This is a genomic window from Croceivirga radicis, from assembly GCF_002072105.2.
GTDB classification, from domain to species: domain Bacteria; phylum Bacteroidota; class Bacteroidia; order Flavobacteriales; family Flavobacteriaceae; genus Croceivirga; species Croceivirga radicis.
In genome coordinates this window covers 364280-385982 of record NZ_MTBC01000001.1, presented here as the reverse complement: position 1 = coordinate 385982, position 21703 = coordinate 364280, and the positions used below count along the sequence as shown (strand labels likewise).

The window sequence follows — 21703 nt, the reverse complement described above, 5'->3', positions numbered from 1 at the left end:
ACCAAATACCCTTATAGACGCTATATTTTTTAAGCAATCAAAATTCCTTATAGTATCTTTGCATATTTAAAAATCATTCCTTGAATGAAGCACATAAGAAACTTCTGCATTATTGCACATATAGACCATGGTAAAAGTACCTTAGCAGACCGCCTGTTGGATTTTACCGGTTCTGTTACCGAAAGAGAAAAACAAGACCAATTGTTGGATAGCATGGACTTGGAGCGCGAACGTGGCATTACCATTAAAAGTCATGCCATACAGATGGAATACAATTTTAAGGGGGAAACTTATGTCTTAAATCTTATTGACACTCCTGGTCACGTAGATTTTTCATACGAAGTTTCCAGGTCTATAGCGGCATGCGAGGGAGCTTTGTTGGTTGTAGATGCCGCCCAAAGCATACAGGCCCAGACCATTTCTAACTTATACTTGGCATTAGAAAACGATTTGGAAATTATTCCGGTACTAAACAAAGTAGACCTGCCTAGTGCAAATCCAGAAGAGGTAACGGATGATATTGTAGACTTGTTAGGTTGTGCTCCAGAAGACGTGATACCGGCCAGTGCCAAAACAGGTATAGGGATTGAAGAAATATTAGAGGCTATTATCAATAGGGTTCCTGCTCCGGAAGGCAATCCGGAAGAACCTTTACAGGCTTTGGTTTTTGACTCGGTCTATAATCCATTTAGAGGTGTAGAGACCTATTTTAGGGTTTTAAACGGTGAAATAAAAAAGGGTCAGAAAATTAAATTTATGGCAACGGGCAAAAGTTACTTTGCCGATGAAATTGGTACGCTTAAACTAGTACAGCATCCAAAACAAAAAATTAGCACCGGAGATGTTGGTTATCTAATAACCGGTATAAAAGATGCTAGGGAGGTAAAGGTTGGTGATACCATTACGCTAACAGACAACCCATCTACAAGACCTATAGCAGGTTTTGAAGATGTAAAACCAATGGTTTTTGCAGGAATTTATCCGGTAGACACTGAAGATTTTGAAGAATTACGTTCCTCTATGGAAAAGCTTCAGTTAAATGATGCGTCTCTAGTGTTTGCTCCTGAAAGTAGCGCTGCTCTTGGTTTTGGTTTCCGTTGTGGGTTCTTAGGTATGCTGCACATGGAAATTATTCAAGAACGTTTGGAGCGTGAGTTTAATATGACGGTTATCACTACGGTACCCAACGTAAGCTACCACGCCTTTACCACTAAAAATACTCAAGAGATTCTAATTGTTAACAATCCATCAGACTTGCCAGACCCATCTACGCTAGACCGCGTAGAGGAGCCGTACATTAAGGCAACTATTATTACCAAATCAGATTTTGTTGGTAACGTAATGTCTTTGTGTATTGATAAACGTGGCCAAATTACCAATCAGACTTATTTAACACCAGAGCGTGTAGAATTAAGTTTTGATATGCCATTGGCAGAGATTGTATTTGACTTTTACGATCGCTTAAAGACCGTTTCTAAAGGTTATGCTTCTTTTGATTATGCCCCAATTGGAATGCGTGTATCTAAATTGGTGCGTGTAGATATTTTATTGAACTCACAGCCAGTGGACGCCTTGTCTGCTTTGGTACATTTTGATAATGCACATACAATTGGCAAAAAGATGTGCGAGAAGTTGAAAGAACTTATCCCAAGACAACAGTTTGATATTCCTATACAAGCCGCTATTGGCTCCAAAATTATTTCTAGGGAAACAATAAAAGCACTTAGAAAGGATGTAACGGCCAAATGTTATGGTGGGGATATTTCTAGAAAGCGTAAACTTTTGGAAAAGCAAAAGAAAGGTAAAAAACGTATGCGACAAGTGGGTAATGTAGAAATACCACAGCAAGCGTTCATGGCGGTTTTAAAACTAAACGATTAAAAAAAAGCGGCAAATTTGCCGCTTTTTTGATTTTATAAAATAAATCCCAAGAACTATTTAAGAATAGAAACCCTGCATTAATCGTTTAAATTAGTTTCTTCTGTATCATCAAGTTGTTCTTCTATAAATTCAAATTCTTCTCCTAAATAAACCAATTGGCTGCCTTCTTCTATTTCTGTGAATTCTTTACTGAAAGAAGGAATGATAACCAAATCGCCATCTGGTTGTTTTAAAAATAACGGGATAATAGCATTATTGGCCTTTGTAAGCTCTATCATGGCTTCATAATGCTCACGATCTTTAATCATTATCTCGTGGATGGTACTATTCTTTCTCGCAGTTTCGGTTAGCTTGATAAAATCATCCGTATGGGAAAACAATCCCTCTTTTGGGTTGTTATCCGGATTATTCATTTCATCTGAATCTACCAACCTAAACGAACCATTTTCACCAAACTGTGAGGTAAATTTTTCAATTGCGAATTTGTTTATGTCAGAGTTTCCTGTCATGGCCATTAAGTAACCCATGTCGTTTAACTCAATATTGTCCGTTAATGTATCTGAATAAATATCTGCAACAAAAGCTTCAAGGCCAGAAGCTTTCGCTTTTTCTATATTATTCTGATTACTATCTATAAGTACTACATGTCTTTTGTTCTTTTTTAAATACTTGGCAATTAACCTAGAAACCTTTGATGCGCCAATAATTAAAATACCTTCGGACTTGGTAAGGAAAACGCCTACCAAACGGGCAAATAGCCTAGCGGTAGTGGCATTTAACAATACCGTACCCAAAACAATCACAAAAACCAAGGGGGTAATGTATTCTGCACCAACTTCACCTTTAGCCAATAATTTAGAGCCGAACAAAGAGGCTATACCAGCGGCCACTATACCTCTTGGTCCAACCCATCCAATAAATAAGCGTTCTTTTAATTTTAAATTAGAGCCTTGGGTACTCAAGAAAACTCCAATTGGCCGTATTACAAAAACTACTGCCAAGAAAAGCCAAACGGTATTCCAGTTCACTAATAGTTCAAGGTCAGATATATTAATATTCGCGGCCAGTAAAATAAACAGAATGGATATTAACAAGACGCTTAAAGATTCTTTGAAATAAAGGAGTTCTTTAAGGTTAGGTAAGTTCATATTGCCCAATACCATACCCATTACCACAACCGCTAATAACCCAGATTCGTGCGCAAATAAGTCCGATTCTACAAAAACCAGTAGTACTGCTGATAAAGAAACAACGTTTAGTAAATAATGTGGTATAAAATTTCTTTTTATGGCAAAAGCAAGAGCATGTGCAAACGTAAAGCCAAAAGTGCTACCAAATAAAATAATTTTACCAAACTCTATCAAAGCCGTTTGTGTATATCCGGAACCTTCGCCCACACTTATAAATTCAAATACCAAAACAGCAACTAGGGCACCTATTGGATCAATAAGTATGCCCTCCCATTTTAATACCGTAGAAACATCTTTTTTTAACGGTATGTTTCTTAGAATAGGAGTAATAACTGTTGGTCCTGTTACTATGATTAGCGCTGAGAATAGAAACGATATTTGCCATGAAAGGTCAAACAAATAATGCGCAGCTACTCCAGCCCCAAAAAAGGTAACCACGGAACCAACAATAATAAGCTTGGTAATTACCGGACCTACATTAGCAATTTCTGAACGCTTTAGTGTAAGCCCTCCTTCAAATAAAATTATGCTTATGGCTAAGGAAACAAAATAATATAATCCTTCTCCTGGAAAAAGACCTTTTTCCCCGTTCCAAATAGGCTCAATTAATTTTTGACCATCCTCTGTAAACATGGTTGCTATTGGCCCTACCAAGAGACCAATTAAAATTAGCGGAAGAATGGCGGGTAATTTTAGACGCCAAGCCACCCATTGTGCAATAATCCCCAAAATGATTATACCTGCTAATTCTACCATATTTTAAATTTTTTGGTAAAATAACCTTTTTCTTTTAAAATCATTACTTCTATAAGGCATAGAAAACCAAATCAACAAATAGATAAATTGAATGGAAAAGCATTTGTTAAAAAAGAAATAATAATAAGATGTTTTTAAGGTGATTACACCTTGGTTTCTTATTTTACGTGCCATTTTAGTATAGATTGCAGACTACATGACGTTATATACCGTTGAAACAGGTAATTTTAAATTAGATGGAGGTGCTATGTTTGGCGTAGTACCCAAAACTATTTGGAACAAAACAAATCCTGCAGACAACAACAATCTAATTGATATTGCCGCCCGTTCCCTATTAATTGAAGATGGTAACCGATTAATTTTAATAGATACAGGATTAGGCAATAAACAGTCCGACAAATTTTTTAGCTATTACCATAGATGGGGAAACCATACTATAGAAAATTCCTTAGCTAACCTTGGATTTTCTAAAGATGATATTACCGACGTTTTTTTAACCCACCTTCATTTTGATCATTCCGGTGGTTGTATCCAATGGAATAAAGATAGAACGGGTTATGAACCCGCTTTTAAAAATGCAAAATTCTGGACCAATGAGGAGCATTGGCTATGGGCAACAAAACCAAATGCCCGGGAAAAGGCCTCTTTTCTAAAAGAAAACCTAGTGCCTATGCAAGAAAGTGGTCAGTTGTGTTTTATAGAACGGGGCAATTCAACCTTTATAAAAACATCAGAGCTTGGTTTTGGAATACGGTTTGTAGATGGCCATACGGATAAACAAATGCTTCCGTATATTGACTATAAAGGAAAAACATTGGTTTTTATGGCCGATTTAATTCCAACCGTAGGGCATATTCCCTTACCATATGTAATGGGGTATGATACCAGACCTTTACTAACTCTAGATGAAAAAAATAACTTTTTAAATAGTGCTATAAAAGACAATCTTTTACTGTTTTTTGAGCATGACGCGCACAATCAAATCTGTTCCATAAAAGAAACAGAAAAAGGTGCTCGCGTGGACAATATTTTTAGCTTTGACGAGCTTTTTTAAAAACTAAAACTAAACTTCTTACATGATAAAATTGACTAAAACTGCTTTAGTGGCCTTATCTGGGTCTTTTTTGGTGGGTTGTGGAGCCACTACTTTAGTATCTACACCAGTTGAAAATATAGATGCATTACCCCTTAAGGTAATAGAACTTACAGATGCTGAAAAGCAATCTTGGGGCCATAAAGATTTGCTAACAGATACAATACCAGGCATGAGCGTGGAAAAAGCTTATGCCGATATTTTAAAAAACAAAAAGGGAAGCACTGTTATCGTTGCGGTATTGGATTCTGGAATGGATTTGGACCATGAAGATTTAGACGGTGTACTTTGGACCAACACAAAAGAGATACCAAACAATGGTAAGGACGATGATAATAATGGATTTGTAGATGATGTACACGGCTACAATTTTTTAGGAGATTCTTATAATGAGCAGCTAGAATACGCTAGAATGTTACGCTTAAAGGTTGGTGACGCCGCTAGTTTGGCCAAAGCCCAAAAACTGATAGATGAAGAATATCCAAAAACCTTGCAACAAAAACAGCAGTATGATCAAATGTACCTTATAGTGGGTAATGCGGATAAAGCCGTTAAAAAAGAATTGGGACGAGAAAGCTATACAAAACAAGATTTAGCCAAAATACAAACTACGGATCAGGAGCTTCTACAGTATGTTGGTGTGTTAAAACAAATGTATCAATACGAAGACAGTATAGATGAGGTTTTGGCGCAATTAAAAGAGGGAGTAGCCTATTTTACCGAAAAATTGAACTACAATATAAACGTTGATTTTAACGGCAGAGAAGTGGTAGGAGATAACCCATATGATTTAACTGATGTTAATTACGGAAATGGTAATCCAAAAAATCTTGTAGAAGATGAATCTCATGGCACCCATGTTGCAGGTATAATTGCGGCAGAAAGAAATAACGGTATTGGAGTAGATGGTGTTGCCAATAATGTAAAAATTATGAGCATACGTGCCGTTCCTAATGGAGATGAATATGATAAGGATATTGCTAGGGGTATTAGATATGCCGTAGATAACGGTGCTGCAATTATAAACTGCAGCTTTGGAAAATCTTTTTCTCCAAAAGCAGAATGGGTTTACGATGCCATTACCTACGCAGCCTCTAAAAATGTATTAATTGTTCATGCAGCCGGAAATGATGGTAATGATTTAGACAATGCAAATAATCCAAACTTCCCTAACGACCATAAATTTATGTCAACAGAATTTACGGATAATGTAATAACCGTTGGGGCCCTTTCTCCTAGTTATGGATCTAAAATGATCGCATCATTTTCTAATTATGGTAGCCAAAATGTAGATGTTTTTGCTCCTGGGGATAATATTTACTCTACCATGCCAAATAATAAATACGAGTTTCAGGGAGGCACGTCTATGGCCGCACCAGCAGTTAGTGGGGTGGCCGCTTTGTTAAAAGGGCAGTACCCTCAACTAAACGCCAAACAACTTAAGCAAATACTAATGCAATCTGGAATTACCACTAAAACCAATGTAATTCTTGCTGGTGAAGAAGGGAATACTAAACCGTTTAAACAAGCTTCAAAATCTGGTAAAATGGTAAATGCCTACAATGCATTAATTATGGCAGATAATTTTACGAAAGGAAAAATAAATCTAGATCAAAACGCTAAATAACAATGATTCATTTAATTAAAAAGATTGCCTTTTTGGTAGTATGTGGTATTTCTACGGTATTGATGGCACAAGGAAACCAAACATACTGGCAACAGCATGTAGACTACACCATGGATGTTAACATGGATGTAGAAACATATCAGTATACCGGCTCTCAAAAACTGGTTTACACCAATAACTCACCAGATGTATTAAATCGTGTCTATTATCACCTGTATTTTAACGCCTTTCAACCCGGTAGTGATATGGACATCCGTTTGCAAACAATCAAAGACGGCGATAAAAGAATGCTAACAGAAGATGGCAAAAGCAGAATAAGTACGTTAACTCCAGAAGAAATTGGCTACTTGCATGCCATTTCGCTTACCCAAGATGGTGCTCCAGTAAAATTCACTGAAGAAGGTACTATCCTTGTGGTAGATTTGGCCACCCCCATACAACCAAATAGTAAAACCGTATTAGAAATGGAATTTAAAGGCCAAGTTCCATTGCAAATTAGAAGGTCTGGTAGAAACAGTAAGGAAGGTGTGGCTTTGAGTATGAGCCAGTGGTACCCAAAATTATCTGAATACGATTTTGAAGGGTGGCACCCCAATCCATACATAGCTAGAGAATTTCATGGCGTTTGGGGAAACTTTGATGTAAAACTTACCTTAGATAAAAACTACACCGTTGGGGCTAGCGGCTATTTGCAAAACCCCAATGAAATAGGGCATGGTTACCAAGACGCAGGCACTAAGGTTAAAACAAAAGGCAAAACTTTAACTTGGCATTTTAAAGCGCCAATGGTTCATGATTTTATGTGGGCTGCCGATCCAGAATATGTCCATGATGTGCTTAAAATGGAAAATGGGCCTACCTTACACTTTCTTTATAAAAACGACCCTAAGCTTACTAAAAACTGGAAAGATTTACAGCCTAAAACTGCAGAAACCATGCGTTTTTTAAGTGCTAACGTGGGGCAATATCCGTATGACCAATATTCTGTAATTCAAGGTGGCGATGGAGGTATGGAATATGCCATGGGTACCTTAATTACAGGAGACCGTAGCTTTGGTAGCTTGGTTGGGGTAACCGTTCATGAAATGGCACACTCTTGGTTTCAACATGTATTGGCTACCAATGAATCTAAACATTCATGGATGGACGAAGGTTTTACCAGCTTTATTAGTAGCTTATGTATGAATCAGATTATGGATCAAAATAAAGAAAATCCATTTGAAGGTTCCTATAAAGGTTATTATGCCTTGGTAAATTCTGGTAAAGAACAACCCCAAACTACACATGCAGATCGGTACGATTTAAATTTTGCCTATGGCATAGCTGCCTACAGCAAAGGTTCTATCTTTCTATCGCAACTAGGTTATGTAATTGGGCAAGATAAATTAATGGAAACCTTAAAAAAATATTTTGAGGATTTTAAGTTTAAACACCCTACTCCAAACGATATTAAAAGAACCGCAGAAAAAGTTAGCGGTATGGAGCTAGATTGGTACCTAACGGATTGGACACAGACAACCAACACCATAGATTATGCCATTAACGAAGTAGTTGCAGATGGAAACAAAACTAAGGTAATATTAGAGCGAAAAGGTTTAATGCCTATGCCATTGGATATTTTGGTAGTAGATGGTAATGGTAACCAAGAAACCTATTACATACCCCTTAGAATGATGCGTGGAGAAAAAGACAATCCATACCCCAATCTGAAAAGAACCGTAAAAGAAGACTGGTCTTGGGCAAAACCCACCTATGAGTTGATAATAGACAAACCTTTAAATCAAGTCTTGGGCATATCTATAGATCCGTCTCAATTAATGGCAGATATTGATCGTAACAACAATAACTGGCAAGCAGACCAGTAAATATAATTTAACATGATTAAAAACCACCTTGGTGTTATTCCAAGGTGGTTTTTTTAATTTTGGTATACATGAACGCATCGCTACCACACAAAGAAAGGCTTAGAGAAAAAATAATCATCGATAAATTATTTTCTGAAGGAAAATCAATTAACGCCTTTCCACTAAAGCTGGTTTACCTGCCCATTGAAAATAAAATTAATAAGGTAGCTTTTATTGCCCCCAAAAGAACACTTAAAAAAGCGGTAGAACGTAATGCCGTAAAAAGAGTATTAAGAGAGAATTATAGGCTTCAAAAAGAAGTGTTTTTTAACAACATTCAGGCAAATTTTGCGTTCGCCATTTTATACCTTGGTAAGGAAATACCTGAATTTCATTTTATAGAAAAGAAAATGAAGGTACTTTTTCATAAACTCCAGAAAGTACAATCTAATGATGGGCAAAGTTAAAAAGCGGTTTTTGGTTCCTGTTCTTGCAGTTACCTTTTTTATAGTTGGTAGTAGTTTTAAGAGCGATTTCTTTGAGATAGCCAAACAGATAGAAATTTTTACCACGCTGTTCAAGGAATTGAATATGAATTATGTGGACGAAACCAACCCAGGAGAATTAATGGATGCTGCCATTAAAAACATGTTGGACGAGTTGGACCCCTATACCAAATTCTTAAATGAACAAGACGTAGAGGCGTACCGTATTAATAACGCAGGCCAATATTCTGGAATTGGTGCCCTAGTACGTTCTTACAAAGACAAGTTGTTAATTGTAGAACCTTACGAGGGTTACCCTGCGGACATAGCTGGTTTAAAGGCAGGTGATGAATTAATTAAAATTGGCGAAATAAATGTGGCAGACTTTGATGATAATGCCAGCGAATTATTAAAAGGAAGTAACGATTCTGAGGTAACTGTAACCTATATAAGACAAGGCGAAACAAAACAAACCACAATTAAGCGCGGTGGTGTAGAAATAGACGCTGTACCGTTTTATGAAATGGTAGATGACAAAACCGGGTATATTGTTTTATCTAAATTTAACCGAAAAGCATCTGAACAGACCAAAGCGGCAATTATAGATTTAAAAGGAAAAGGCGCGGAGCGCCTAATTTTGGATTTAAGAGGTAATCCTGGCGGCTTACTTTCAGAAGCTATCAACGTTACTAATCTATTTGTGCCTAAAGGTGAATTAATAGTTACCACAAAATCCAAGGTTAAAAAATTTAATCAAGAATATAAAACCAAAAATAAGGCCTTAGACACAGAAATACCTTTAGTTGTACTTATAAATGGCAGGAGCGCATCTGCCAGTGAAATTGTTTCTGGCGGATTACAAGATTTAGACCGTGCGGTTATTGTTGGGGCTAGAAGTTTTGGAAAAGGTCTAGTTCAACGTCCACTAAAACTAACCTATGGCACCCAACTTAAGGTTACCATATCAAGATACTATACACCTTCTGGTAGGTGTATACAAGCACTGGACTATTGGAATAGAGATCAAAACGGAAAAGCAATAAGAAACACTACCTTCAACCAATTTAAAACTAAAAATGGTAGAACCGTAGAAGATGGTGGTGGGGTTTTACCAGATATAGAATTGGCCACGCAAAAAACCAATGATTTGGTAAGAGCTTTGGATAACAACCACCTTATTTTTGATTTTGCTACGCAATATTACTACCAAAACCCGCTGTCTAGTTTGGATCAATTTAATTTAAGCACAACAGACTATAACGCCTTTAAACAATTTGTAGCTAAAAATGGATTCTCGTTTAAAACCAAAAGCGAAGCTGTTTTAGAAGAGCAATTACAGAACGAAGATTCTTTACTTGGGGCTGCCGTAAAAGAAAAGTATAAAGAACTTTTGGTGGCTATAGATAAAAGTAAGATTGAAGCTCTAGATACCTATAAAAAAGCAATAGAACATAAATTAGAAGAAGAATTAATTCCTAGATACTTTTACAGAAAAGGCCTGTATAAATATCACTTAAAAAATGATGAGGCCATAAAAACCGCTTCTACCCTACTAAGTGATTCAAATAAATACCAAGCTATACTTAAATAGAGACCATAAATACATGGCTTTCAGATAATTTCGTGTTTTTTGTAGGAATTTTACTAACTTAGTGTCCTAAGCAAACCAAAGATGAAAAAATCTGGTGCCACCACAAACCAGGAAATCATCTATATGGACAGTAAACGCCATGTAGAAGAAACCTACACTTCTAATACGCTAAAATACCTTAGCGCACTATATAATAATACTAGGGATATTGTTTGTGTCTTTGATAAAAATGGTATTGTTCTGGATTGCAACATCAAATTATTACAACTAAATAATGTAAGTGATAAACGCGAGATCGTAGGCCAACCAATTACTAGGTTTCTCCCGCAATCCCAACAGCAAATCTTTAACAAAGACCTTTCTCTTTTTTTAAGTGGAAAAAAACTAACCAATGAAATAAGGGAAATTATTGATGGCGAAGGCAACCATAGATATATAGAATTAAATGTAAAGCCTATTTATAAAGAAAACTTTGAAATTGATTTTATCCTATCTATGTTTCGTGATGTAACTACGGAAGTTGTATCCAATAAAAATTTAGAGAATCAATTAACAGCCTTAGAAGCAACGTCTGATAGTTTTTGGATTTGGGATTTAAAAGACAATCACACTCGTAACAAATCTTTAGAACAAGTTCTAGGTTTTAAACCAGAAGAATTGGAAGATACGGTTGGTAATTGGTTTAAGTTAATGCATCCTTTAGATCGAAAAAAAGTAGAACGGGGTATAGCAAGACATATAGAATCCAAAGGTAAAATACCATACCAAGTAGAAATAAGATACAAGAATAGCAAAGGGGGAATAACATATTTGCTTACTAGAGGTAAAGTTGTTGAGTGGTCTTCTGATGGCACTCCCTTAAAGATGATTGGCACCGAAACAGACATTACCGCCACTAAAGTTTTAAACAAGGTACAAGAGGAGTTAATTAGACAGAATGAAACGTTTGAACACGTTTTGGAAAGTACCATGGCCGGCTACTGGGATTGGAACATAAAAGACAATATACAATACTTAAGCCCAACCTTTAAGGCCATGTTTGGCTACAAAGACCATGAGATGAAAAACGCAGTGGAATCCTGGCACAAAATTGTTCATCCAGACGATCTACCAAAACTAATTAATCTTTATAACGAACATATACGAACCAAAGGAAAAGTACCCTACAACATACAAACCCGTTTTTTTCATAAAAACGGAAGCGTAATTTGGGTATTAAGCAATGGTAAGGTAATTGAGTGGGACAAGGAAGGAAATCCTATTAGAATGGTAGGCAGTAATATAGATATAACCAATTTAATAAACTTGGCAAAAAGTAATGAAGACCTTGAACGGTTTGCATACTTGGCTAGTCATGATTTACAAGAGCCGTTGCGCACTATAAAAGACTTTATCCAAATATTTAAAGAAGAATATGGTTCAAAAATTGGGGTAGACGGTAAAAGCTATCTAGAGTTTATAGAAAATTCTTCTGAACGAATGACGCAACTCATTACCGGTTTATTGGATTACTCTAAAGTGGGCAAAACTAGCCATAAAGAAACGGTTGACTTGAACCGGGTACTAAAAAATGTTTTAAATGATTTAAATACCAGTATTAAACAAAAAAATGCCATTGTAAAAACAATTGATCTACCCAATGTTATAGGTAATGAAATTGAACTACATTCTTTGTTCTTAAATCTTATAGGAAATAGTCTAAAATTTACAACAAAAGAACAAATACCCAACATTAATATTACCAAAGGCCTACACAAAGGGATGCTCAAAATTAACATCAGCGACAATGGAATTGGTATTCCAAAAGATAAACTGAACACCGTCTTTGAAATATTTAAACGATTAAATAATAGTCAAGAATTTAGTGGTACTGGTATAGGACTTTCTCAATGTAAGAAAATAGTAGAGACACACAATGGAGAAATTTGGTGTGAATCTGAACAAGGCAAAGGAACTACCTTTAGTTTTACCCTCCAAACGGCCTAATATCAACTAGATAAACCTTATTTTTTGTAGGGTTTTAATTGTTTTTTGTAAGATTTTTCTATATTAGCTATTAGGAATCAACTAACCATTATTCTTAACCAAATTTGAATTTCATACTTACATGTAAAGTTCGGTCAACATTTATTCATGCTTAATCATGAATAAAAATGGTTTGCGCGTATTTGTTATAAAAACTATGAAATTTTTAAAATTATATGCCCTATAAATAAGTACCTATAAAATCCCTTGAGTTGAGTTTAGATAATTATCATAACAATTATTTTAGAAAACATTCTATACCTGCCATGGATGTTTACCAAGAAATTTTTGAAAACTCTCCAGATGTAATTGTTATTTTAGATAATAAGGGTCGTATAATAAACTGCAACCAAAAGTTGGTAAAGGTTCATAAATGCAGTCATAAAGACCAACTAATAGGCAAGCATGTAATGGATTTTGGTTCGGAAAAAGCCAAAGAACAACACAAAATAGATTGGTTGCAGCTAGAACAGGGAATAGCATTAAAAGATACCATTAGAAAAAATATAGATGCTAATGGTAATGAGGTTTGGATCAAACTTAACAGCATTCCAAAATTAGATAAGAACCAAAAGTTAAGTTATGTTGTTTCCATAATTAAAGATATTACACAAGAAATATCGTATCAAGAAAAATATGCTGAACAAATATTGCTTTTTGAGAAAGTACTAAATACCACAAATATTGGTTTTTGGGAATGGAACATTAATAAGAACGAAGGCTATATAAGTAAATCTTTCAAGAAAATTTTTGGATACGAGAATGACCCAGAAGCCAATAAATCGGAATTTTGGAAATCAAAAATACTTACAGAAGACCTATCTAAATCCATTTATGGATTTAAAAAACATATTGCAAGTAAAGGTTCCCTGCCTTTTGAAGGGGAAGTTAGGTATAGGCACAAAAACGGTTCTGTAATCTGGGGTTACAGCAAAGCGCAAATTATAGAATGGGATAAAAATAATTTGCCATTAAAAATAGTAGGTACGCTAACCGATATTTCCAAATTAAAACAGCTTAGTAACAGCAACGAAAATTTGGAGCAATTTGCCTATACCGCAAGCCATGATTTACAAGAGCCAATTAAAACAATTGCCAGCCTATTAGACTTGTTTTTAAATGATTACAAATCTATTTTAAATGAAGAAGGTATGTCTCACTTAAATTTGATTTTAGATGAGACAAAAAAAATGAACAGTTTGGTAACAGGATTGTTAGATTATTCCAAACTACAAGGTAATTCTAATAGAACTACGGTAAATCTTAATGAAGTAGTGAAGAATAGCTTAAATAGTCTTAGCAAGGTTATCAAAGAAAAAAATGCAAAAATTAGTGTTTCAAATTTACCCAATGCCTATGGTAATGAAACCGAACTAAATTCTTTATTTCTTAACTTAATAGGCAATGCCTTAAAGTTTACAAAAGAAAATACGGTCCCTAAAATATGTATAAGTGGAGAAGAAACGGCAACCCATATAGAAATCAGTATTAGTGATAACGGTATTGGTATTGCCAAAAAAAACCTTACGGAAATATTTAATCTATTTACCAGATTACATAGTAGTGAATCTTATAAGGGTACTGGTATAGGATTGGCACATTGTAAAAAATTAATTGAAAACATGGGTGGCAACCTTTGGGTTAATAGTACTGTTGGCTTAGGGAGTACCTTTAAATTTACCATACCGCTAAACACTAATTATATATAAAGCTTATGTTCAATAAAGTTTTATTACTAGACGATAACAAGGCTACTAATTTTATCCACACAAAATTTTTAAAGCAGTCAGACGCTTGTAATGAAATTGTATCTTTCTTGACTGGAAAAGATGCTTTAGAACACCTTCAAGATAAAGACAACGTGTTTCCAGATTTAATTATTTCGGATATTAACATGCCTACTATGGACGTCTGGGAATTTTTGGACCTATACAACGCTATAGAACGTAGTGTAAAAACAAATCCTAAAATAATATTACTAACTACTTCGCTATCTCCAGAAGATAATGAACGTATTAAAGTGTATCCAATGGTTAGCCAAATCATAAACAAACCATTAGATAAAAGAGCCATACAAAATCTTATAGAAAAATTCATAAAAGGAGAAGACTCACAACAGTAATTCTATAAATAACAACAGTTTAGCTAAGCTAAACAACAAACTATATTTTGTAAGAATATTCTTTCTTAAGTTTACTTCGTATTAATGAAACAGCAATGGTTAATAATTATGATTGTTCATTGATTTAAAAAAGAATTTAGTTTGTTTTTAGTTATATTTAGGTTGATGCTGCCCCTTGGTCGGGGCAGTTTTTTTTTGTGCTTACATTACCTATTTTTAGCCAATGCAAAAACTATCCGTTTGTGAACTATTTGCCGGTGTTGGCGGTTTTCGTTTAGGTTTAGAAAAAACACAAGGTTTTAAAGTTATCTGGAGTAACCAATGGGAACCTAGTACAAAAACCCAACATGCCTCCATGGTATATGAGGCCAAATTTGGCCCAGAAAACCATTCCAATAAAGATATTGAGACGGTAAATACAGAAGAAATACCAGATTTTGATGTATTGGTGGGTGGATTTCCCTGTCAAGATTATTCTGTTGCCGCTACCTTAAAAAATGCAAAGGGTATTATAGGTAAAAAAGGGGTCTTATGGTGGTCTATTTATAGAATTTTAGAAGAGAAAAAAGTAAAGCCACAGTTTTTAATTTTAGAAAATGTTGATCGGCTTTTAAAGTCCCCCGTTAAACAGCGTGGTAGGGATTTTGCCATTATGCTATCTGGACTAAATAATTTAGGATATGCCGTAGAATGGCGTATTATAAATGCCGCTGAATATGGTATGCCACAGCGCCGAAGGCGCGTTTTTTTTGTGGGTATACATAATACAAGCCCACTTTATAAAAAAATAAAAACTCCAGAAAAATGGTTACGGCAAAATGGCATATTGGCCAAAGGTTTCCCTGTAAAAGAGGACTATAACCGCCCTGAACAATTTAAACTAAAAAAGAATCTTGTAGCCATAACAGAACAATTTAACTTAGACAGTAAACTTTCACCTTTTTTAAATAGTGGTATCTGTCTAGAGCATACTGTAACAACCGCAAATTTAAAGCCAGATTTTAATGGTCCACATAGCATTTTAAGAGAGGTTTTACAAGAAGATAGTAAAGTAGATAAAGCATTTTACCTACCAGAGGAACAATTGCAAAAATGGAGCTACTTAAAAGGTTCTAAAAAGGAAACTAGGACAACCAAAGCAGGTTTTACCTATAACTATGCTGAGGGTAGTATGGTTTTTCCTGATGATTTAGATAAAGCTTCTAGAACAATTATTACAGGAGAAGGGGGAGCTTCACCTTCTAGATTTAAACATGTAATACAAACAAAAAAAGGTTTAAGAAGATTAACACCCGTAGAATTGGAACGTTTAAATATGTTTCCTGATAACCACACCCAACTTACTGGAATAACGGATACCAAACGCGCCTTTTTTATGGGAAACGCCCTAGTGGTTGGTATAGTTGAGAAAATTGGATTAAGTTTAATTAATCATTTAAAAAACAGCTAAGTGCATCCTAAAAGTAGTTTCAATTCTGACCTTAAAAAAGAGAAACTACTTCAACATTTTTTAGATATCCAATACCAAAAACATTTAAAGCAATATACTTTTAAACGTAATAATTCTCTAAAAGAACAATTATTAGGAGTTGATATTTACCTAACCCATAAGGTAACCAACAAACAATATTCTGTAGATGAGAAAGCCCAGCTAGACTACATAAACGAAGATTTACCCACATTTGCTTTTGAACTATCTTATCTAAAAAATGGAACTGTAAAACCAGGCTGGTTCATAGATTCTAAGAAAACAACAGATTTTTACGGTTTAGTTACTTCTATTTATTGTGATGAACCCAACAAATTTACTTCTTGCAAATATTACTTTGTTAATAGGGTTAAACTGATAGATTATTTAAGTAGCAGAATAAATTTAAAATCCATTGAAAGACCTCAGAAACATGGTATTAGTTTGGTTCCTAACTTGTTTGCCAAAAAAGAAGGCTATTTATACTTAAGTTCGAAAAATAAGATAGAACAACCGCTAAATTTAATTTTAAAATTAGATTTTTTAATAAAAAACAATGTAGCCAGGCAGTTATTTTAATTGTTAAGTACTTGTTAATCAACACTAAAAAATTGGTTTTAGTACTGTTTTTTTTATTTTATATGTTATGATAAAAAAGGAAAAACAAGAAAACACGGAATTTTTAGAGAAGTCTATTAAGTATTTGGAAAACACTGGTTTTGAAAATATCAGAGCCGATGTAGAAGGCTATGATACGCCAAAGTCTTTCCTTAAAAAAAGTACTGGAACAACAGTAACACCAGATATTGTTGCTGAAAAAAATGGTAGAAAGTACTTTTTTGACATCAGTCTAAAAACAGACAAAGAAAATCTATTGAAATCTAAATGGTTGTTCTTAGATACGTTAAGTAGATTAAAATCTAACCGATTTAAAATTATTACTACTAGAGGACACTATAAGTTTACGGATACTTTGTTGAACGATTTAAACCTGACCAACAAAACTCCTATTCGTATATAATTAGTTAGTATTTAGCATTCTAATATGGGGAATATCATCTTCCAAATACGGTTCCCCAACTTCTTTAAATCCAAGATTATTATAAAACCTGAGTAAATATACTTGGGCCGATATTTCTATGCCTTTGGTTTCAATTTTTTTTCTGATAAATTTTAGGCTTTCTTCCATGACCTTTTTACCAAAATTTAAACCTCTATATTTTGGTGAAACCACTACCCTACCAATAGAAGCATTATCTTCAAAATAATCACCAGCTTTAAAAATTCGTGTATAGGCCGCTATGTTTCCTTCTTCTTTTAAAATTAAGTGATATGCCTTTTGGTCTTTAAAATCAATATCCTGATATACACAATTTTGTTCCACTACAAATACTTCGCTTCTAAGAGCTAAAATTGCGTAAAGTTCTTTTACGGTTAACTCATTAAATTTTTTAACCTGTACCTTCATTAATCTTCAACTATAACGGTTTTAGGATCACATTTGCCAAACTCTGGCTGTATATTAACGTGATTAATTCCAAAGTTATGATATACCAATTCTTCAATTTCTATAAGAATTGCATCAAAAGTAGATAAGCGTATATCATTTATAAAATCTATATGTGCTTCTAAATGCACCTCATCTTCATTCAATTGCCAAATATGTACATGATGCACATTTTTAATACCGTCTATTTTAGAAATATGCTTTACAATGTCTTCTACCACTACAGACTTAGGTGTAAATAACATTAATACTCGAGTAGATTCCTTTAATAAATCATACCCCATGTAGACAAGGTATAAAGCTATTATAATTGTTAGTAGGGAATCAATCCAATACCAAGAAAAATATTTCATGACAAGACCACCTATAAGAACAGCAACAGAGGCCAACATATCTGTTAATAAATGTAGGTAAGCAGATTTCATATTCATATTCCTACCTGCCTCTTTCTGTAGTAATAATACACTAAATCCGTTTCCTAAAATGGCTACAATTGAAAGTATAATAACCAAGTTAGAACCCACAGGTTCAGGATTTAAAAACCGTGCTATACCTTCTTTTATTAGTAATAGTGCAATTACCAATAAGCTACTTGCATTTACAAAAGCAGCAATTATTTCTGCTCGCTTATAACCAAATGTTTTGTTGGTTGTTGATTTTTTCTTGGCAAGCCTATTGGCAAAATAGCTAACCACTAAAGAAAGTACATCACTAAAATTATGGAGTGCATCTGATAAAAGCGCTAAACTACCAGAGATTAACCCACCAATAATTTGGGTTACTGTTATAACTACATTTAAGATTATACTTATTAGTAACTTTTTTCCAGTAGCATCGGCACTATGATGATGGTGATTATGTCCCAACAATGATCTGCATTACTAATTAAAAACCACAAGGAATTTTTTCAATCCTCCTCTCGTGCCTTCCTCCATCAAACTCGGTATTTAAAAAAGTATCTACCATTTCCAATGCTTGTGGCAAAGAGATAAATCTTGCTGGTAAGCTTAAAACATTGGCATTATTATGCGCTCTAGCTAATGCAGTAATTTCTTTTGTCCAACAAAGTGCTCCACGCACACCTTGGTGCTTGTTTATGGTCATGGTTGCCCCATTACCACTACCGCAGATTACTATACCTAAATCTACCTTACCTTCTTCTACATCTTGGGCCACAGGATGCGTAAAATCTGGATAATCAACGCTGTCAGAACCATCCGTACCATAGTTAACAACTTCTATTCCTTTAGATTTTAATAAACCAACAATAGCCAGTTTATAATCAGTACCTGCGTGATCGTTACCAATAGCAATTTTCATAATGTTCTCGTTTGTTTTGGGTTTACAACAAAGGTACAAAACGTTTTAAACGGTGTTGTTAATAAATAAAAGCAGAGCTATAAAAGTAAACTACAAATCAAGCAATTAGTATTATTTCTAAAATGTGAAGAAATAGCGGAGAAAAATGAAGAAATAAATTTTGATTTTTAATGATAATTCAACAATACTAAGATTTATTGATGTTTAGCTAATATTTAATTAAAAATTAATCAAGGTTAAGTCAACAAAAATTCTCAGATATTAACAGTAAATATACATTAAGTTATCATGAAATTTATGTTGAAACCACTTATTAAAAACAGTTGATAACCTATCTAAGTATTTGATAATCTTTAAAATTTAGCTGGTATAAATTGTCAATAAGAATTTTTTATTGTTCAAAGCAAAAAAATGTTGTGAAAACAATACCAGAAATTAACAACCAATCATAACCATCATTTTTAATTTAAATTTTAAAAAAGAAAAAAGAATAATATTTAGTTTGTTGATAAACCTTCTCTTTTTGGATGATTGGTCTTTATATAACGAACTTCCCCGTTAATTATTTGTAATTTTCAAAAAAATATTCTTTGAATGGCTAAGAAAAAGAAAAGGGCTAGAAGCCAAAAAAAGAACGAGATTACAAAAGGAATCTTTACCGTTCTGGAAGAAAAGCCTAATAACGCCTTTAATTACAAGCAGATAGCCGCTAAATTAGGTATAGATGATACGCAAGGTAGAAACGATCTAATACGCAGATTAGGCCAGCTTAAACAAAAAGGTAGGATTATAGAAGTTGAAAAAGGAAAGTATAAAAAGAAAGCCGATGCTTACGAGACTGTTACTGGTAAGGTAGATTTAACATCTAGTGGCAATGCCTATATTGTAGTAGAAGGTATACCAGAAGATATTTTTATACCCAATAGTAAATTAAATGGTGCTTTTCATCAAGATCAGGTAATGGTAAGTCTAAGACCTTCCAGAAAAGGAAAAAGACCAGAAGGTGAAATTGTAAAAGTTTTAAATAGATTTAAAACGGAATATGTTGGGGTTTTAGAACGTAACAAAAACTTTGCCTTTGTTAGACCAATGGATAACCGTATGTATACAGATATCTTTGTTCCACTGGAAAAAACAATGGAAGCAGAAGATGGATCAAAGGTTTTGGTAGCCCTTGGTGACTGGCCAAAGGAAGCAGATTCTCCATACGGCAAAGTTGTTAAAGTGTTAGGAATGCCTGGTGAACACAATACAGAAATACATTCCATTTTAGCGGAATACGGTTTACCCTATGAGTTTCCTTATGATGTAGAACAATTTGCAAATAAATTAGATACCAGTATAAAGCCTGAGGAAATTGCCAAACGTAGAGATATGCGGCAAGATTTAACCTTTACCATTGATCCTAAAGATGCAAAAGATTTTGATGATGCACTATCTTTTACCAAATTGGAAAACGGCAATTTTGAAATAGGGATACACATTGCAGATGTATCTCATTACGTAACACCAGATTCTATTTTGGACGAGGAAGCCTATAACAGGGCAACATCTGTTTACTTAGTAGACCGGGTAGTTCCTATGTTACCAGAAATTCTATCCAATAATGCTTGTTCCCTAAGACCAAGAGAAGAAAAATATACCTTTTCTGCAATTTTTGAATTGGATAAAGAAGCCAAATTAATAAACCAATGGTTTGGTAGAACGGTAATAGATTCTAATGAGCGTTTTGCTTACGAAGAGGCACAACATATAATAGAAACCAAAGCAGGTATTATACCTAAAGAAATTTCTATTAGAGAAGATGGTTATGCGGTAGATGAGACTATAGTAGAAGCTATTTTAACCTTAGACGGTTTAGCAAAAATCATGCGAAGCAAACGTATGGATTCTGGAGCTATTTCTTTTGATAAAATTGAAGTACGTTTTAATCTTGATGAAGAGAATAACCCAGAAAGCGTATACTTTAAGGAAGCAAAAGATGCCAATAAACTTATAGAAGAGTTTATGCTATTGGCCAATAGAAAAGTGGCAGAATACATTGGTAAACAAAAGCCTAAGAAAACATTTGTATACCGGGTACATGATCAACCAGACTTGGATAAATTAATGGCCTTAAACGGGGTAATATCAAGATTTGGACATTCTATAGCGTTAAAAGACCGAAAGACCATAAACAGTTCTTTAAACAAATTATTGGAAGATGTAAAAGGTAAAAAAGAACAAAACCTTGTAGATACCCTTGCCATACGTAGTATGAGCAAAGCCATTTATACTACCGAGAATATTGGCCATTATGGTTTGGCATTTGATTATTATACGCATTTTACATCTCCTATTAGAAGATATCCAGATGTGATGGTGCACCGGCTTTTACAGCATTATCTAGATGATGGTAAAACGGCCAAAGAGGTTGTTTATGAAGAAAAATGCCAACACGCTTCCCAAATGGAAATGCTAGCGGCAAGTGCCGAAAGGGATTCTATAAAATATATGCAAATTAAGTTTATGCAAGATCATGCGGATACGGAATTTGTTGGGGTAATTTCTGGTGTTACAGAATGGGGAATTTATGTAGAAATCATTGCTAACAAATGTGAAGGTATGGTGCGTATACGTGATATCAAGGACGATTATTATGTTTTTGACGAATCACAATATGCAATTGTGGGAGAACGCTTCAAAAAAACGTATCAACTTGGAGATGAAGTAGTTGTTATGGTTAAAAACACAGATTTAGAAAAAAGACATTTAGATTTTTCGTTAATCGGTAAGTACCAATCATAATTTTTTA

The 21703-nt window shown here is 34.4% G+C and carries 17 protein-coding genes; 13 read left to right on the top strand and 4 right to left on the bottom strand.

Annotated features, from left to right (window positions below; all coding sequences use genetic code 11):
- The first annotated feature begins 84 nt into the window (after positions 1-84).
- Positions 85-1881, top strand: coding sequence for a translation elongation factor 4 (lepA, locus tag BUL40_RS01700; RefSeq protein WP_080317819.1), 1797 nt, complete (start codon positions 85-87; stop codon positions 1879-1881).
- A gap of 77 nt (positions 1882-1958) precedes the next feature.
- Here the strand turns inward: lepA and BUL40_RS01695 are convergent, their stop codons facing one another.
- The gene (locus BUL40_RS01695; protein ID WP_080317818.1) at positions 1959-3827 is read right to left on the bottom strand and encodes a cation:proton antiporter; all 1869 of its coding nucleotides are present in this window, start codon (positions 3825-3827) and stop codon (positions 1959-1961) included.
- A 196-nt stretch (positions 3828-4023) separates the two neighbouring features.
- Between BUL40_RS01695 and BUL40_RS01690 the strand changes: the two genes are divergently transcribed.
- The 11 genes from BUL40_RS01690 (at position 4024) to BUL40_RS01640 (ending at position 17103) form a co-directional block, all read left to right on the top strand.
- Positions 4024-4881, top strand: coding sequence for an MBL fold metallo-hydrolase (locus BUL40_RS01690; RefSeq protein ID WP_080317817.1), 858 nt, complete (start codon positions 4024-4026; stop codon positions 4879-4881).
- Between the two features lie 22 nt (positions 4882-4903).
- On the top strand, positions 4904-6547 hold the full coding sequence (locus tag BUL40_RS01685; protein WP_080317816.1) for a S8 family peptidase: 1644 nt from the start codon (positions 4904-4906) through the stop codon (positions 6545-6547).
- A 2-nt stretch (positions 6548-6549) separates the two neighbouring features.
- Positions 6550-8412, top strand: coding sequence for a M1 family metallopeptidase (locus tag BUL40_RS01680; RefSeq protein ID WP_080317815.1), 1863 nt, complete (start codon positions 6550-6552; stop codon positions 8410-8412).
- A 68-nt stretch (positions 8413-8480) separates the two neighbouring features.
- Positions 8481-8858, top strand: a complete 378-nt coding sequence (locus BUL40_RS01675; RefSeq protein WP_029511563.1) for a ribonuclease P protein component — start codon at positions 8481-8483, stop codon at positions 8856-8858.
- Positions 8845-10467, top strand: a complete 1623-nt coding sequence (locus BUL40_RS01670; protein ID WP_010519515.1) for a S41 family peptidase — start codon at positions 8845-8847, stop codon at positions 10465-10467. The genes BUL40_RS01675 and BUL40_RS01670 overlap by 14 nt, the downstream gene beginning before the upstream one ends.
- Positions 10468-10548: 81 nt before the next feature.
- Positions 10549-12453 (top strand): PAS domain-containing sensor histidine kinase, encoded by a 1905-nt coding sequence (locus BUL40_RS01665; RefSeq protein ID WP_080317814.1) that lies wholly within the window; start codon positions 10549-10551, stop codon positions 12451-12453.
- 251 nt (positions 12454-12704) lie between these two features.
- Entirely contained in the window at positions 12705-14201 is a 1497-nt protein-coding gene (locus BUL40_RS01660; RefSeq protein ID WP_141239629.1) for a PAS domain-containing sensor histidine kinase, read from the top strand.
- Between the two features lie 5 nt (positions 14202-14206).
- The gene (locus BUL40_RS01655; RefSeq protein WP_080317812.1) at positions 14207-14614 is read left to right on the top strand and encodes a response regulator; all 408 of its coding nucleotides are present in this window, start codon (positions 14207-14209) and stop codon (positions 14612-14614) included.
- Between the two features lie 223 nt (positions 14615-14837).
- A complete protein-coding gene (dcm, locus tag BUL40_RS01650; RefSeq protein ID WP_080317811.1) occupies positions 14838-16064 on the top strand; it encodes a DNA (cytosine-5-)-methyltransferase in 1227 nt (408 codons plus the stop codon).
- Positions 16065-16661 carry a hypothetical protein gene (locus BUL40_RS01645; RefSeq protein ID WP_080317810.1) on the top strand — a complete coding sequence of 199 codons (597 nt, stop codon included), beginning with the start codon at positions 16065-16067 and terminating at the stop codon, positions 16659-16661. It begins immediately after the preceding gene.
- 67 nt (positions 16662-16728) lie between these two features.
- Positions 16729-17103, top strand: coding sequence for a hypothetical protein (locus BUL40_RS01640; RefSeq protein WP_010519509.1), 375 nt, complete (start codon positions 16729-16731; stop codon positions 17101-17103).
- Here the strand turns inward: BUL40_RS01640 and BUL40_RS01635 are convergent, their stop codons facing one another.
- The 3 genes from BUL40_RS01635 to rpiB are packed head-to-tail and all read right to left on the bottom strand — an operon-like array spanning position 17104 to position 18909.
- The gene (locus BUL40_RS01635; RefSeq protein WP_080317809.1) at positions 17104-17550 is read right to left on the bottom strand and encodes a GNAT family N-acetyltransferase; all 447 of its coding nucleotides are present in this window, start codon (positions 17548-17550) and stop codon (positions 17104-17106) included.
- Positions 17550-18455, bottom strand: a complete 906-nt coding sequence (locus tag BUL40_RS01630) for a cation diffusion facilitator family transporter (RefSeq protein ID WP_080318015.1) — start codon at positions 18453-18455, stop codon at positions 17550-17552. Before BUL40_RS01630 ends, BUL40_RS01635 begins: the two co-directional genes overlap by 1 nt.
- A 19-nt stretch (positions 18456-18474) precedes the next feature.
- Complete coding sequence (rpiB, locus tag BUL40_RS01625) at positions 18475-18909, bottom strand: ribose 5-phosphate isomerase B (RefSeq protein ID WP_010519506.1); 435 nt, start codon at positions 18907-18909, stop codon at positions 18475-18477.
- 594 nt (positions 18910-19503) lie between these two features.
- Between rpiB and rnr the strand changes: the two genes are divergently transcribed.
- Positions 19504-21696, top strand: a complete 2193-nt coding sequence (rnr, locus tag BUL40_RS01620) for a ribonuclease R (RefSeq protein ID WP_080317808.1) — start codon at positions 19504-19506, stop codon at positions 21694-21696.
- The last annotated feature ends 7 nt before the right edge of the window (positions 21697-21703 follow it).

Excerpts from the sequence above, each read along its gene's own strand:
- BUL40_RS01640 (WP_010519509.1), top strand. The coding sequence starts at position 16,729 with ATGATAAAAAAGGAAAAACAAGAAAACACGGAATTTTTAGAGAAGTCT.
- BUL40_RS01690 (WP_080317817.1), top strand. The coding sequence starts at position 4,024 with ATGACGTTATATACCGTTGAAACAGGTAATTTTAAATTAGATGGAGGT.
- BUL40_RS01685 (WP_080317816.1), top strand. The coding sequence starts at position 4,904 with ATGATAAAATTGACTAAAACTGCTTTAGTGGCCTTATCTGGGTCTTTT.
- lepA (WP_080317819.1), top strand. The coding sequence starts at position 85 with ATGAAGCACATAAGAAACTTCTGCATTATTGCACATATAGACCATGGT.
- rnr (WP_080317808.1), top strand. The coding sequence starts at position 19,504 with ATGGCTAAGAAAAAGAAAAGGGCTAGAAGCCAAAAAAAGAACGAGATT.
- dcm (WP_080317811.1), top strand. The coding sequence starts at position 14,838 with ATGCAAAAACTATCCGTTTGTGAACTATTTGCCGGTGTTGGCGGTTTT.
- rpiB (WP_010519506.1), bottom strand. The coding sequence starts at position 18,909 with ATGAAAATTGCTATTGGTAACGATCACGCAGGTACTGATTATAAACTG.
- BUL40_RS01675 (WP_029511563.1), top strand. The coding sequence starts at position 8,481 with ATGAACGCATCGCTACCACACAAAGAAAGGCTTAGAGAAAAAATAATC.
- BUL40_RS01670 (WP_010519515.1), top strand. The coding sequence starts at position 8,845 with ATGGGCAAAGTTAAAAAGCGGTTTTTGGTTCCTGTTCTTGCAGTTACC.
- BUL40_RS01635 (WP_080317809.1), bottom strand. The coding sequence starts at position 17,550 with ATGAAGGTACAGGTTAAAAAATTTAATGAGTTAACCGTAAAAGAACTT.
- BUL40_RS01655 (WP_080317812.1), top strand. The coding sequence starts at position 14,207 with ATGTTCAATAAAGTTTTATTACTAGACGATAACAAGGCTACTAATTTT.
- BUL40_RS01680 (WP_080317815.1), top strand. The coding sequence starts at position 6,550 with ATGATTCATTTAATTAAAAAGATTGCCTTTTTGGTAGTATGTGGTATT.
- BUL40_RS01695 (WP_080317818.1), bottom strand. The coding sequence starts at position 3,827 with ATGGTAGAATTAGCAGGTATAATCATTTTGGGGATTATTGCACAATGG.
- BUL40_RS01665 (WP_080317814.1), top strand. The coding sequence starts at position 10,549 with ATGAAAAAATCTGGTGCCACCACAAACCAGGAAATCATCTATATGGAC.